At 67.1% G+C, this 14,163-nt stretch carries 13 protein-coding genes; 8 read left to right on the top strand and 5 right to left on the bottom strand.

The features are described 5' to 3' along the window. Positions 1–103 precede the first annotated feature (103 nt). Positions 104–817 (top strand): GntR family transcriptional regulator, encoded by a 714-nt coding sequence (locus AC5RWU_RS17090; protein ID WP_494031583.1) that lies wholly within the window; start codon positions 104–106, stop codon positions 815–817. 25 nt (positions 818–842) lie between these two features. Here AC5RWU_RS17090 and AC5RWU_RS17085 read toward each other — a convergent pair whose 3' ends face one another. From AC5RWU_RS17085 to AC5RWU_RS17070, 4 genes are all read right to left on the bottom strand, one after another. Next, positions 843–1,775, bottom strand: coding sequence for a TAXI family TRAP transporter solute-binding subunit (locus AC5RWU_RS17085; protein ID WP_494031582.1), 933 nt, complete (start codon positions 1,773–1,775; stop codon positions 843–845). Beyond that, the gene (locus AC5RWU_RS17080; protein ID WP_494031581.1) at positions 1,772–3,244 is read right to left on the bottom strand and encodes a sensor histidine kinase; all 1,473 of its coding nucleotides are present in this window, start codon (positions 3,242–3,244) and stop codon (positions 1,772–1,774) included. Before AC5RWU_RS17080 ends, AC5RWU_RS17085 begins: the two co-directional genes overlap by 4 nt. Before the next feature lie 8 nt (positions 3,245–3,252). After that, positions 3,253–3,918 (bottom strand): response regulator transcription factor, encoded by a 666-nt coding sequence (locus AC5RWU_RS17075; RefSeq protein WP_494031580.1) that lies wholly within the window; start codon positions 3,916–3,918, stop codon positions 3,253–3,255. 217 nt (positions 3,919–4,135) lie between these two features. Then, positions 4,136–5,509 carry an MFS transporter gene (locus tag AC5RWU_RS17070; RefSeq protein WP_494031579.1) on the bottom strand — a complete coding sequence of 458 codons (1,374 nt, stop codon included), beginning with the start codon at positions 5,507–5,509 and terminating at the stop codon, positions 4,136–4,138. Between the two features lie 223 nt (positions 5,510–5,732). Here AC5RWU_RS17070 and AC5RWU_RS17065 point away from each other — a divergent pair, with 223 nt between their 5' ends. Then, positions 5,733–7,127: an MFS transporter gene (locus AC5RWU_RS17065; protein WP_494031578.1), complete on the top strand. Its 1,395-nt coding sequence runs from the start codon at positions 5,733–5,735 to the stop codon at positions 7,125–7,127. Then, entirely contained in the window at positions 7,120–7,629 is a 510-nt protein-coding gene (locus AC5RWU_RS17060; protein ID WP_494031577.1) for a nuclear transport factor 2 family protein, read from the top strand. Before AC5RWU_RS17065 ends, AC5RWU_RS17060 begins: the two co-directional genes overlap by 8 nt. A 13-nt stretch (positions 7,630–7,642) precedes the next feature. Here the strand turns inward: AC5RWU_RS17060 and AC5RWU_RS17055 are convergent, their stop codons facing one another. Further along, a complete protein-coding gene (locus AC5RWU_RS17055; protein ID WP_494037102.1) occupies positions 7,643–8,287 on the bottom strand; it encodes a TetR/AcrR family transcriptional regulator in 645 nt (214 codons plus the stop codon). Positions 8,288–8,316: 29 nt separating this feature from the next. On the opposite strand from AC5RWU_RS17055, the gene AC5RWU_RS17050 reads away from it, so the two are divergent. The 5 genes from AC5RWU_RS17050 to AC5RWU_RS17030 are packed head-to-tail and all read left to right on the top strand — an operon-like array spanning position 8,317 to position 14,026. Beyond that, positions 8,317–9,186: a MaoC family dehydratase gene (locus AC5RWU_RS17050; RefSeq protein WP_494031575.1), complete on the top strand. Its 870-nt coding sequence runs from the start codon at positions 8,317–8,319 to the stop codon at positions 9,184–9,186. Next, positions 9,183–10,049 carry an alpha/beta fold hydrolase gene (locus AC5RWU_RS17045; protein ID WP_494031574.1) on the top strand — a complete coding sequence of 289 codons (867 nt, stop codon included), beginning with the start codon at positions 9,183–9,185 and terminating at the stop codon, positions 10,047–10,049. Before AC5RWU_RS17050 ends, AC5RWU_RS17045 begins: the two co-directional genes overlap by 4 nt. Before the next feature lie 5 nt (positions 10,050–10,054). Then, positions 10,055–11,788 carry an AMP-binding protein gene (locus AC5RWU_RS17040; RefSeq protein ID WP_494031573.1) on the top strand — a complete coding sequence of 578 codons (1,734 nt, stop codon included), beginning with the start codon at positions 10,055–10,057 and terminating at the stop codon, positions 11,786–11,788. A 5-nt stretch (positions 11,789–11,793) separates the two neighbouring features. Beyond that, entirely contained in the window at positions 11,794–13,164 is a 1,371-nt protein-coding gene (locus AC5RWU_RS17035; RefSeq protein WP_494031610.1) for an MmgE/PrpD family protein, read from the top strand. A 55-nt stretch (positions 13,165–13,219) separates the two neighbouring features. Then, complete coding sequence (locus AC5RWU_RS17030; protein WP_494031572.1) at positions 13,220–14,026, top strand: citryl-CoA lyase; 807 nt, start codon at positions 13,220–13,222, stop codon at positions 14,024–14,026. Positions 14,027–14,163: the final 137 nt, after the last annotated feature.

Genomic DNA, 14,163 nt, shown 5'->3' with positions numbered 1-14,163 from the left:
TCTGGACGTCACGCATGCGCTCCGGGCTCCGCACAACGGTCCGGAGCGCATGCCGTATCTTAGGGGTGATCCAAGGGTGGAAATGTTACAAGAGGGAGCGTTGATGAACAGCCGCAGTCCCCGGGGCCGTGTCCGTCCGCAGCTGAGCGATGAGGCGTCCGCCTATGTGCGGGGGCTGATCATGTCCGGTGAGCTGCGTCCCGGGTCATCCGTGCGGCCGGAGACCATTGGCGAGGCACTGGGCATCTCCACCACCCCGGCGCGGGAAGCGCTGCAGGCGCTGCGCGTGGAGGGCTTCCTGGATCTGGTGCCGCGGCGCGGATTCCTGGTGGCGCCGCTGACGGGCAAGGACATCCGGGATCTGTTCCAGGTCCAGGCCCTGATCGCGGGGGAGCTCGCGGCCCGCGCCGCTGCCAATGCCACGGAGGCACAGATTGACGAACTGGATGCGCTCCACCATGAGCTGATCGCGGCGGCCCGGCGGAACAACCACGAGCTGCTCGAAGAGAAGAACCACGACTTCCACCGCCAGATCAACCTGATGGCGGATTCCCGGAAGATCATCTGGGCGCTGAGCCTGATCACCCGGTACGTTCCGCGGCAGTTCTATTCGTCCATCCACGGCTGGCCGCAGGCCACGGTCGAGGACCACGGCCGGCTGCTGGAGGGCATCCGTGCCAAGGACCCGGAGGCCACGCGGACGGCGATGACCGAGCACATCGCCCACGCGGGTGAACTGCTTGCGGCACACTTCGATGAGCGCGTCGCCGCTGCTCAGGAGGAGAAGGACGGCGCCGGCGGGCTGGCTTCCGCCTGAGCATTGGCTTGAGCGGTTGGTGTCGTCAACCGTGGTGCCGCCGGTAGGCGGCCGCCGCGCCCGGGTGGAGCGGGATGCCCGACGTGTAGATCAGGGACCGGGGGTCCAGGTACTGCACGCCCAGCGCGCCGGCCGGGACCAGTTCCGCCGAGCGCTGCACCATGACATCCACCACCCGGCCGACGACGTCGTCGGGAAGGTCGGCGCGGGCCAGCAGCAGGCTGGCGACGCCGATTGAGGCCACTTCGCCGGCGGCACCGTAGATGCCGCGCGGAATGGTCACCGGCTCATAGACCGGGCCAAACCCTTCGCGCAGGACCGCCAGTTCGTGGGACAGATCGAGCAGGCGGATGCCACTGGCAGGACCGCGGCCGGCGGCTTCCGGGTCCACCGGCGGGTTGGGTACTCCGCCGGCGAAGAGCGCCGCCTGGATGGTGCCGGCGCCCAGGGCATCCAGGATTCCGGTGAGCGGGACCTCCACTAGGTTCACCTCGTCTGCTGCCAGGCCGCTGGCTTCCAGCACCCGGTAACCGACGTGCGCGGTTCCGGATTCCGGGGCGCCGATGCTCATGGTTGCGCCGCGCAGCTCCGGCAGGGCCTGGACGGGGGAATCGGCGGGTACCACCAGCTGCACATAGTTCAGGTACACGCGTCCGACGGCGTGCAGCCCCTCTGCGTCCGCCACAGCCGCATCCGCCAGGGCCAGGGCCAGATCCGTTTCCCCGGCCCGCAGCAGCCCCATGTTCTGCAAGGTCCCGGCGGTGGGCCGCGGCGCCAGCGTGAAGGGAGCACCGGAGCGGGACGTGGCGGCGGAGAGCAGGTGGGCGAATTCGGAGAAGAAGCCGCGGTCCTCGCCGGCGCCGATGCTGTAGGCGGGGCGGGTGGGGGAGCAGGCGGCCAGGCCGGCTCCCGCAGCCAGACCGAGGAATGCCCGCCGGGTGAGTCCATGTCTGTTCATCCGGACCTCCCAGCGCCGCCGGTTTCCGGAAGACAGCGGAAGGTCGCCGTCACGGCCAGTCCGCCGCCGCCGGACCCGGCCAGCGAAAGGCTCCCGCTGTTGGCCTTCACCAGTGCCTCGACGATGGCCAGCCCCAGGCCGCTGCCCTGCGCGTGGGGGCCACTGTCCGCGGAACCCTCCGGGCCCCGGTAGAAGCGCTCGGTCAGCCTGCCGAGGTCGGCGGCGGGAACACCGGGGCCGTTGTCCGCCACCGTCACCGATACGGTTCTGTCCGTCCAGGAAGCGGCGGTGTCCTGCCCGACGCGCACTTCAGCGGTTGCTCCGGGACCGGCGTACTTGCAGGCGTTGTCCAGCAGCACATCCAGGATCTGTTCCAGATCCCTGCGGTCCACGTCCGCCGTCAGCTGCCTGCCCGTGTCCGCCAGCCGGAGGGTGACCCCGGCCGCGGCGGCGGTTTCGTGCCAGAAGTCCACCCGGTCGGCGGACACCAGATACGGCACGCATGGCTGGTCCGGCCCGCCCTTGCCCGGGCGCGGAGTTTCGGCGGAGGAGAGTGCCAGCAGGTCATCCAGGATGTCCTTCAGCCGGTCCGCCTCGGCCATTGCCTTGCCGTAGCTGGTCCGGCCGCCGTCCTGGACCTGAGGTGCCAGTGAATCGAGCCGCAGCTGCAGTGCGGCCAGGGGGTTCCGGAGCTGGTGCGCGGTATCCGCGACCAGCCGCCGCTGGGCTTCGGCGGACCGCAGGACAGCCGAGGACATGACGTCGAAGGACCGGGAGACCTCGCGGAGTTCGGGTGGCCCGCCACTGGTGGCTTCGGCATCCTCCGCCGAGCCGCCGTCGTCGTACTGGTCCCGGAACGGGAGGCTTCCGGTCAGCCGCAGGATCCGGCCGCTGAGCCGCTCCAGCGGGCGCAGGACCCAGCCGCTGACCGCGGCGGCCAGCAGCCCGAAGCCGGCCAGCGCGGCCACGACGCCCAGGCCGATGAGCAGCCAGCGCATGCCGACATCCCTCCGGGCGGATTCGGTGGACGCGGCGATCACTGCGGCGCCGTTGACCTGGGCGCCAGTGCCGATCGGCTTGGCAAAGACCACCGTGTCCCGACTCCAGGGCGCCAGGATGGACACTGCCGAGGAGCGCTCATTGCGCAGCGCCCGGCTGACGGCCTCGGCTACCTGCGGGTTATCCAGCCTGGTGCCGGCGGTGTAGGGTGCGGTGCCGCGGGTGGAGACGACGGCCAGGGCCTCGCCGTACAGCTCGTGGTACGCGTCCATTTCCTCGAACAGCAGACCCGGCTTGCCGGTGGTGACGTAGCTGTCGGCAAGCATGGTGAAGCGCTGGAGGTCGGCGTCCCGGCCCAGCACAAAGTCGCGCGTGCGGGCCTCGGCCGTGGAGACGGCGAGGGGAACGGCGAAGGCCGTCACGGCGACGGCGCCGAGGACGGCCAGCACCAGGAGCAGGCGGGTGCGCATGGCGGCGTTCAGCCGACCCAGCGGTAGCCGAAACCGCGGATGGTTTCGATCAGGCCGGGGCGTCCCAGCTTGGAGCGCAGCGCCGTCATGTGCACGTCCAGGGAGCGGGAGACCGCCACGAACGCATCACCCCAGATCTGGTCCATCAGCTGCTGCCGGCTGACCGCGGCGCCGGGGTTGTCGACCAGCGCGGCCAGCAGTTCGAATTCCTTGGTGGTCAGGGGGACCGGACTGCCCGTGATGGTCAACAACCGGGAATCCAGGTCCACGGTGATGTCGCCGAAGGTGCGGGTCCTCGATGCGGCGGCTGCCGCCGTCGTTCTGGCCGCCCGTCTGCGGACCGTCTCGATCCGGGCCAGCAGCTCCGCCATCCGGGCGGGTTTGACCAGATAGTCATCGGCGCCGCTGCGCAGTCCGCGGACCACGGACCGTTCGTCATCCCGGGCGGTCAGGATAATGACCGGCACGGCGGAGACCTGGCGCAGCTGGCGCAGGACCTCAAGGCCGTCCAGGTCCGGCAGGCCCAGGTCCAGCAGGATGACGTCGAACCCCGGATGCCGGGTGAGGATGTCCGCGCCGCGGGCGAAACGGGCCGCAGGAATCCGGTAGGCCTGAAGGCCGTCGACCAGGGCGCCGGCGACGCCATCGTCGTCTTCGACGACCGCAACCTGCATGTGGCTGATTCTCCCTCCGCGCATCCTCAGTGGCGCAGGCCACTGAGGATGAATTCTAGACCGTCCGGGACTCTCGGGCCGATTCGGCCAGAAGGCCAAGGGCCATTGGACCGGCGATATCCCGGCACTCTTCAAAATAGGCGTGGTGTCCGCGAGCATTCCTTTCGCACCGATGGCGGTGCGGGACATTCCCGCACCGACACAAGCACCTGATGGGTTAGGCTCGGCTGGACAGGCCGGCAGGCTCCTTCTCGGTGGCCGGCTCCGCTGCGGTCTCCGCCGTGGGGGTTTCCAGTGTGGAGTTCTTCGAGGGTTCCTTGAGCATGATCGAGGCGATCAGGGTCAGTGCGATGCAGCCGGTTACGTACCAGAAGAACGCCGGTTCGATGCCTGCCTGCTTCATGCCCAGGGCGATCGGTTCCAGCGTGCCGCTGAAAACCGCGGCCACGACGGCGTGGGGCAGGCCGACACCCAGGGCCCGGACGTGGGTGGGGAACATCTCCGCTTTCACGATCGCGCTCAGGGCGGTGTAGCCGGTGACGAACACCAGCCCGGTCATCATCAGGCCGAATGCCACGAACGGGTTGCTGGTGTGGCCCAGGATGGTCAGGAGCGGGACGGTCAGCAGCGTGCCGCCGATGGAGAAGAACAGCATGACCCTGCGGCGGCCGTAGCGGTCGGAGATGGCGCCGGCGATCGGCTGCAGGAACATGAAGATGAACAGCGCGACGAAGTTGATGACCGAGGCGGTTTCCTTGTCGATGCCCGAGGTGTTGACCATGTATTTCTGCATGTACGTGGTGTACGTGTAGAAAGCGACGGTGCCGCCCAGGGCCAGGCCGAACACGGCCGCCAACTGGCGCGGGTACTTCAGCAGGGCCTTCAGGCCGGTGCGGTCCTTGGACGGGGCGCCGGCGGAGCTCGCCTTTTCAGCCTTGTAGTGCTCCGATTCGTCCATGCCGCGGCGCAGGAACAGCACGACGACAGCGGCTGCCGCGCCGATGACGAACGGGATGCGCCATCCCCAGGCATACATCTGCTCGCTGGTCAGCAGTTGCTGCAGGACGATCTGGATCAGCAGGGCAGAGAGCTGACCCATGATGATGGAGACGTACTGGAAGCTGGAAAAGAAGCCGCGCCGGCCCGGCGTCGCCACTTCGGAGAGATAGGTGGCGCTGGAGCCGAATTCGCCGCCGACGGACAGGCCCTGCAGCAGGCGGGCGACCACCAGCAGGATCGGGGCCAGCAGGCCGATGGCATCATAGCCGGGGGTCAAGCCGATGATGAGGGAGCCGACACCCATCATCAGCACGGACACGGTCAGGGCGTTGCGGCGGCCGTAGCGGTCCGCGAACATGCCCAGGATCCAGCCGCCCAGCGGCCGCATCAGGAAGCCGACCGCGAAGATCGTGGCGGTGGACAGCAGCTGTGCTGTCAGGTCGCCTTCCGGGAAGAAGGTGGCGGCGAAGTAGATGCTGAAGGATGCGTAGACGAACCAGTCGTACCACTCGATCAGGTTGCCCATGCATCCTCGGACAACGTTCCGCACTACCCGGCTGCGGCCGGGTTGTGCGAGGGTCTGCTGCGACATTGATGCTCCTCTTGGTTGCTCGGCGTTGAGCTGTTGCTCGGGGTCTGCATTCAATGTGTCTTAGCTCACGGGGCTTTTGTAGGGTTGGGGCGTTTTCTTAGCAGTCCCTTAAGGCGGTCGGTGAAGGATGCTGAAATACCTTGACTCCCGACTGTGGTCTCTGACACACTTCCATAAGCAAGAACGTTCGTTCATATAGCCCGCTTTCGAAGGAGAGAGTGTCGTGGCACCTAGTAACGTTTCGACGACCCCCGCAGATGCCAAGGTTCCTCAGAGCAAGATGGGCCGTCTGGCGGCGGCCTCGATCTTTGCAACTGCATTGGAATGGTTCGACTTCCTGATCTACTCCACCGCCGCAGCCCTGGTGTTCGGCATCGTGTTTTTCCCCGAACTCGGCGGCGCAGGTGGCACCATCGCCGCCTTCGGAACCTTCGCCGTCGGATTCATCGCCCGTCCGCTCGGCGGCATCATTGCCGGCCACCTCGGCGACAAGTACGGCCGCAAGGGCCCGCTCGTCGGCTCCATGGTCGTGATGGGCTTGGCCACAGCATCCATCGGCCTGCTTCCCGGCCATGACCAGATCGGCAACTGGGGCGCGGTACTGCTCATTGTCGCCCGGCTCGTTCAGGGACTTGGCGTCGGCGCCCAGTGGGGCGGAGCCGCCCTGCTGCTCACCGAGCATTCCCCGGTCAACCGGCGCGGGTTCTACGGCAGCCTGATCCAGATGGGCACCATCCTCGGCGTAGTAATCGGCAACGGGTTCTTCCTGGTCATCGGCGTGTTCGTAGCCCAGGAAGACTTCATCGCCTGGGGCTGGCGGGTACCCTTCCTTTCCGGGCTGCTGCTCGTCATCATCGGTATCTTCGTCCAGTTGAAGATCGAAGACACTCCCGTCTTCAAGACCCTGCAGGCACGATCGCAGGCGACCGCCGCGGAGAAAGGCCTGAAGAAGGCCCCGCTGGTGGATGCCGTGCGGCTGTACTGGCGCCAGATCCTGCAGGCGGCCGGCGCGTTCTTCGTGGTCAACGCGACCTTCTACATCATGATCTCGGGCATCCTCAGCTACGGCGTCAAGCAGGTCGGCCTGGACAGCACCACCATCCTCGTCTGCGTTCTGATCGGTGTGTCTTCGCAGGTGCTGACGATTCCGTTCTTCGGCTCCCTCAGCGACAGGATCGGCCGGCGCAAGCTTTACCTGACCGGTGCCGTCCTGATGGGACTGTATGCCTTCCCCCTGTTCTGGCTCGTGGATACAGGCAATGTTGTCCTGATCACGCTCGGCCTGGTTGTTGGCTTTACGATCCACGCCATCATGTTCGGTCCGCAGGCGGCGTTGTTCGCCGAGATGTTCCCGGCCGATGTCCGCTACTCCGGTGCCTCGCTTGGATTCCAGTTGGCCTCGGTCTTCGCGGGCGGCCTGGCCCCGATCGTGATGACCTCGCTGATCGCGGCCACCGGGGTTTCCTGGTCCGTTTCGCTGTATATCGCGGGCATGGCAGCCGTCACCTGGTTCGCGGTATTCACGATCCGTGAGCGGTTCCGGACCAACCTGCACCAGACTTCCGAGGACATCAGGGAAGCGGCCTCCGCTGCCGCAGAGGAGGGTTCCCGTGTCTGAATCGCTGGAAGAGCGCATTGCGCGGCTTGAGGACCTGCATGCCATCCAGCAGCTGCGGGCCAGGTACTGCCAGTACCTGGACGACGGCCGCTGGGAGGAACTGACCGGATTGTTCACCGACGACGGCGCCTTCATTGGACTATCGACCGCGCGCGGCAAGGCCGCAATGCTGGAGTTCTTCCCGAAGCTGAACGCGTCAACTGTGACGTCGTGGTGGCACTTCAGTTCGAACGAGACCATCGATCTGGACGGCAGCACAGCAACCGGCGAGACGTGGCTGCTGCAGCCATGCGTCGTCGACGGGCAGGCCCAGATTGCGGCGGGCCGTTACCGGGACACCATGGTCAAGAACGACGACGGCACCTGGCTTTTCACGGAACGTCGGGTGAGCTTCTTCTTCTGGAGTGCGCTCGCGGAGGGATGGGACGCCGGGCGCTTCGGCTGGGAACCGGCCAGGATGGCTGCGGACCTGCGGACCATGCAGCGGATGGAGGCGGACTGAGATGGCGGTTCGGCTAACCGGCGCGGGCAATACCGAGACTGAACTCGACATACCGGGCGGTCAGCTCGTCCCGGCCCAGCGGTCCCTCCGGCCGGTACCAGTTGGACATCGCCGAACACATCGTGACGATCGCCCTGGCAGCGTCACGCGGGTAAGGGGTAGCGAACTCCCCGGCCTGCGTGCCCGCGGCGAGGATCCCGCGGAAGAGCTCCTCGGTCCGGTCACGGACCGCGGTGACATCCTGCCGGGACGGGCCCTCGAGATACCGGATCTCGCTGATGCCGATGATGGAGGCCTGCGGCCGGTCCACGATGAACCCGACATAGGCTTCGACGGCGGCTGCCAGCTGCGCGGCTGCACCCTGGCCGGCGGCCGAGACGGCGGCGTCGAGCCGATCGTACAGGTCGGTTCCGGTGTCCATCAGCAGCTGGGCCAGCAGGTAGGTCTTCGACGGAAAGTAGTTGTACAGGTTGGACAGGCTGGTGTGGGCCTCGGCCGCGATGTCGCGCATCGAAGCGCCATTGAAGCCCTTGGCGCTGAAGGCGGCCAGGCCAGCCTGGATCACGACGGATCTACTGATCCGGTTCGGGGCGGCCCGCCGGGCGGGAGTCGAGGCGTTCTTGGGCATAGCCAGAACAGTATAGGCAGCAGAAGACATCAGTTATCCATAGACGGGGAAGACGGGAAATGAGCGGCAACAGCACGGATCTGCTGACGGAACAGCAGCTGACGCATTGGGAAGATTTTGAACTGGGAAGAACTTTCACGAGTGGGCCCCGGCGCATCACGCTTGAGGATCTGGAGTCCTTCACCCGGCTCAGTGGAGATGACAATCCGATCCATCGGGCGGATGGGCAAACCGGGGGTCTGTTCGACCGCCCGGTGCTTCACGGCACCTTCGGTCTGGCTATCTTCACGGGCTTCGTTCGTCAACTGGGTCTGGATGCAGGGGCACTGGCCCTGCTCGACAGCAACTGGCGCTACCATGCCCCTATCTACGTCGGCGACGACATCAGCTGCGAAATCACCATTACCCGCAAGCGACTGTCCGGCACGCCGGGTCGGGGCGTAATCCACCGGCATGTGGTGCTCCGGAACCAGGACGGTGCCATCGTCCAGGAGGGTACCTCGGCGCTGCTGGCCGCGGCCCGGGGAACCGAGGATGTTCCCGACGCGCTGCAGTTCGGAACCGCGGCATGGGGGACTGCCCTGATTCCTTTCCTGGAAGCGGACCCGGAGTTTGTCGCAGCCATTGCTTCCTATGACGGGACCATCGGCCTGGCTGCGGGTGCCGACGAGGTCCATTTCCGGATCTACCGCGGCCGGATCATTGAGGCCGCCCGCCGCTCGCTGCGGGGCGCGGATTTCACCCTGGTGGCCCCGGAGCACGTCTGGGCGGAACTGATTCTGGGCAGCAGCAACGACTTCATGAAGCGGGCGATGCAGGGCCAGTTCTCCGTGCGGGGCAACGGCGCAGAGTACCTCCGCATGACTAAGGCCTTGGTCCTCATTGTTGATGCCGCACGCGCAGCGGCCGGAAAGGAGCCAGCAAAATGAACGGCATCGAACTGAAGGCGCAGTACCTGCCTATGGACGGAGCCCTGGCTTTCGTGGAGCAGTGGGGGACCGGGCAGCCGGTCTTCTGTATCCACACTGCGGGCCAGAGCGGGGTGCAGTACCGCCATGCTGCGGCCGGGCTGGCCCGGCTGGGTTATTCTGTGGTCGTCCCGGACCTGCCCGGACATGGGCGCTCCGAACCTGCCCTTGCGGGGCCGGTCACCAGCCTCTCGGACTATGCTGCCTGGTGCGTCCAGCTCATCGACACCCTCGGACTCGAGCGGCCTGTCGTCGTCGGCTGTTCCATCGGCGGCAAGATCGCCCTCGATATCGCGGCGCGCATGGGCGACCGCATCCATTCGGTGATCGCGATGGCAGCCAATGCGGACCGCGGCCACGCCAACATAGCGGGCCTGCGCCGCGAACTGGAGGACATTTCCGCTCCCAGCCGGTCCGACCGGACCTATTTCGGGACCAAAGCCGTGGTGGGCGGAAGCGTTGCGCCGGACCGCCGCGAACTTATCGCCCTCATGCACCGGCGCGAGGATCCCCAGGTATCCACATCCGACCTGATCGCCTGGGGCAGCCACGACATACTGGACCTGCTGCCGTCTATTACTGCACCGGCCCACCTGGTGGCCGGCAGCGACGATTTGTGGATCAATGCAACCAGTGTGGAGCTTGCGGCAGCGAAAATTCCGGGAGCACGGTATAGCTATCTGGAGGGCATCGGCCATTACCCGATGGAGGAAATGAGCGACTTCGCCGAACACGTCGACACCTGGATCCACGAGGCCGATGCGCAGCGCGGTTCCAGCCAGCTGACCCAGGCTGGCCGCGGTGTCCTGACAGGAAGCAGGTGAGCAGCGTGAATGAGCCAGCTGCAACAACGCTGTACGGTGTGCTGGCTGCAACGGTGGCCCAGGACCCGGCAGCGACCATGTTCATCGAACCGGCGGCCGGCGGATACCGGAAGGTTTCCCGGGAGGAATTCCTGCGCCGGGTGGACAGCATCGCCGTGCTGCTGCGCGATCGAGAGGTCGGCAGCGGACAGTGCGTGGCCACCTGGCTGCCGAACTGGTCCGAGGCCTATGCTTGGCAGTTCGCCGCCTCCGCCGTCGGCGCCCACGTCATCGGTATCAACACCCGGTACAACGTGGCGGAAGTGGCGCACGTCCTGCACAAGGCCCGCCCGGTGGTCCTGGCCATGGCACATGATTTCCAGCGGCTCGACCTGCTGGACCGCGCGCGTTCGGCACTCTCGCAGGATCCGGGAATTACTGTGCCGGCTGTCGTTGCGGTGCCCGGTCCGGGGGAGCCGGAACCGCAGGGTCCGTCCGCCTACGACCTCGGTGCCGGCGTCTGGACTGTACCGGCACACGACGGCGAGGGGACCGGGCGGCCGGGTGCCGGCGTCGTTCCCGAACCGCCCGCGGCCGACCGGCTGAGCGTCGCCTTCACTACCTCCGGCTCCACCGGCATGCCCAAGCTGGCCGCGCACAGTGAAGCCGGCGTCATTGCCCATGCCCGGGCCGATGCCGCCAGGATCGGATTGACCGGGTCCGATGTCCTGATCGGAGCACTGCCGTTCTCCGGGGTTTTCGGATTCAGCGCGTCGATGGCGGCGATTTTCAGCGGTGCCGCCATCCTGCTGCACCCGGTGTTCAACGAGCAGGAGCTGGTGCGGGCCATGGCCGAATTCCGCGCCAGCCATTTTGTGGGTGCCGATGACATGCTCAGCCGGATCGCCGCGGCCTGGGAGAAGGACAGGCCGGACCTGTCCGCACTTAAGTGGATGGGAATCGCGGATTTCCAGGGGCAGTCCCGGGACCTGGCGGCGTGGGCCGCCAGGGAGTTCGGCACCACGACGGTCGGAGTGTACGGATCCTCCGAGCTCTTTGCGCTCACCGCCTTCTGGGCCCCGGATACCGACGAGGACCGGCGCTGGGGCGGCGGCGGTTATCCGGTGTCCCCGGAGATCAAGGTCCGCATCGCGGATCCCTTCAGCGGGGAGGTGCTCCCGCCATCCGGGGAAGGCGAACTGCAGTTCCACGGTCCCAACGTGGTCAACGCGTACCTGGGAGACAGCGGTGAAGGTGCCGCGGCGTTCACCGCGGACGGCTGGTTCCGCAGCGGGGACCTGGGCACCATCAGCGACGACGGCGGATTCGTCTATCTCTGCCGCATCGGGGACGTGCTGCGCCTGAAGGGGTTCCTGGTCCACCCGTCCGAGATCGAATACCGGCTCGCGCAGCATCCAGCGGTCGACACGGCCAAGGTAGTGGGCCTCAAAGCGCCCAATGGAGAGGACCAGGCCATCGGCTTCGTCACGTTGCACCCGGAAGCCGGCACGGTCACCGCGACCGAACTGCAGGACTGGTGCAAAGAATCATTGGCTCGGTTCAAGGTGCCCTCGACGGTGCATGTGGTTGCCGAGATGCCCACCACAGCCGGAACCAATGGCACGAAGATCCGTGCCGCCACCTTGCGTCAATGGGCCAAGGAACGGTCCAGCCTGGGACCTGACTCAGCCGAAACCCCCACCAGCTCCGCCCCCGGCGCAAGTGCCGTGGATCCTCGAGAATTGGAGAATGTGAAGTGAGTGAAATGACCTTGACCGGACGGCTGGCCGCCCATGTGGTGTCGCACCGGAGCATGCCCGCGGATGTTGCCGAGTGGATGCGGCTGCTGCTGCTTGACTACTACGCGGTAACTGCCGGCGGCAGTCGGCGGGATTCGGCCGTGGCCGCCCGCGCCGCCGTCGCTGTCTCGCCCGAGCGGACCGAGCATTTTCCGGCGGCGCTTCACGGGGCGGACGGTTTCGCCTCGGTGGAGGACGCGGCGCTGGTCAACGGGATCACCGCTCACGGCTTGGAACTGGACGACACGTTCGAGGAAGCCTCGCTGCATCCGGCCGTCGTCGTTTTCCCAGCGGTGCTCGCGGTGGCCGATGCCCACGGACACTCCGCGGACAAGATGCTGACCGCCGCTGCGGTCGGCTACGACGTAATGTGTTCGGTCGGCACGCTGCTGGGCGCGGCGGAAGCCTACGGGCGGGGATTCCATCCGACGGCAGTGGCCGGTGCGCTGGGTGCCGCGGCCGCCGTCGCCTCGCTGGAGGGCCTGGACGAGTCCCGGACCGCGCACGCCCTGGGCCTGGCGGCCAATATGGCCGCCGGATCTTTGGAGTTCCTCTCCGATGGCTCCTGGACCAAAAGGCTGAACGCCGGACATGCCGCGGCCACCGGGCTGCGGGCGGCACGGCTGGCCGCGGCGGGTTTCACCGCGCCGGAAAAGGCGCTGGAGGGCCGAGACGGGTTCCTGCGCCAGTACGGCGCCGGGCAGGTGGACGGCCGGGAACTGCGGCTCGAATTCGGCCGCGGCGCCCTGGACACCTCGATCAAGTTCTACCCCTGCTGCCGTTACATGCACGGCAACATCGATCTGCTGCGGGACGTCCACGCCGAAAACCCGGGCCTGCGGGTAGAGGATATTGACGAGATCCGGGTCGGTGTGATCCGGGCCGGAGCCGCCCTGGTGTCCGAACCGGCCGAACGGAAGCTGACCGTCAAGACCCCGGTGGACGCCCAGTTCAATATGCCCTTCGGCGCAGCCGTGGCACTGGCCACCGGCCGGGCCACCGTGGCCCAGTTCGATGACGCCCCGGCCGTGGCCGCACTGCTGCTGCCCTGGATGGAGAAGGTCCGGTGCTATACCAGCGACCGGCTCGAAGCTGCCTTCCCCGCCCAGTGGCAGGCCGAGGTCTCGGTCCGGCTCACTGACGGAACCGTCATCGAGAAAACCGAGGACGCCTTCCGCGGAGCCCCCGAGGATCGCGCCACCTGGGCCGACATCCTGACCAAGGCCGAAGGGCTGGTCGGCGCCGAAGCGGCCGCCGTCCTGGCCCGCTCGGTCGAAAACGTCGCTGGCAACCGCCCCATCAGTGGACAAATTGCTGTGCCCGTCCCTGTGGACTGAGGCTGCGGAAGCGATCCGTCCACGATTCCAGACCGAATTCAGAAAGTAGAACCTCATGGCGAAAAACACCCGCGGCGGGTTGCCGATCCGTTCCGGCATCACCCGTGCAACCCCTGACAGCGTCCATGTCCACGGCCTTGACCTGACCGAACTGCTGGGCAAGGTGAACCTGGGCGACTTCGCCTTCCTGGAGCTGTTCAAGCGGCTTCCCGATGAGCGTGAGTCGGTGCTCATCAACGCCTTGCTGGTGTCCTTGGTGGAGCACGGCGTCACGCCCAGCGTCATTGCCTCCCGCATGACCATCATGGGCGCACCGGAGTCGCTCCAGGGGGCAGTGGCAGCCGGGCTCCTGGGGCTGGGCAACACCTTCGTCGGCACCATTGAGGGCGCTGCGAAAGTGTGCCAGCAGGAACTTCCGAACGCCGGGAGGGACGGGGTGGAGGCCAGCGAACGCCTGGGGGATGATGAGATACGAGCCCTGGCCGCGAAGATCCTCGACGAGCACAAGGCTGCCGGGCGGACGGTCGCAGGCATCGGACACCCCGTGCACAAACCCGTGGATCCCCGGGCGCAGCGGCTCTTCGCACTGGCCAAGGAACTCGGCTTTGATGACTCCGGCCCGAGGCTCATGACGGCGATTTCCGCCATTGCCAGCGAACGCTCCGGCAAGGTGCTGCCGGTGAATGTCACCGGTGCCATCGGCGCCCTGGCATCTACGCTGGGCATCCCGTGGAATGTGGCGCGCGGACTGGGTGTGATGGCCCGTGCGATCGGTCTGGTGGGACACCTGCTGGAGGAATCGGAGCAGCCGATGGCCGGTACTATCTGGACCGAAACTGAGGCGGAGGCGGTCAAGGACTGATCCAACGGCTGCCCGGCGATTGATCGACGTCGGAAAGAGCGGCGGGGGGGGGGGGGGGGGGGGGGGGGGGGGGGGGGGGGGGGGGGGGGGGGGGGGGGGGGGGGGGGGGGGGGGGGGGGGGGGGGGGGGGGGGGGGG

This window comes from Arthrobacter sp. B0427-1-12, assembly GCF_059092905.1.
The sequence above is the reverse complement of the archived record's forward strand: the minus strand, read 5'-3'. Positions and strand labels throughout refer to the sequence as shown.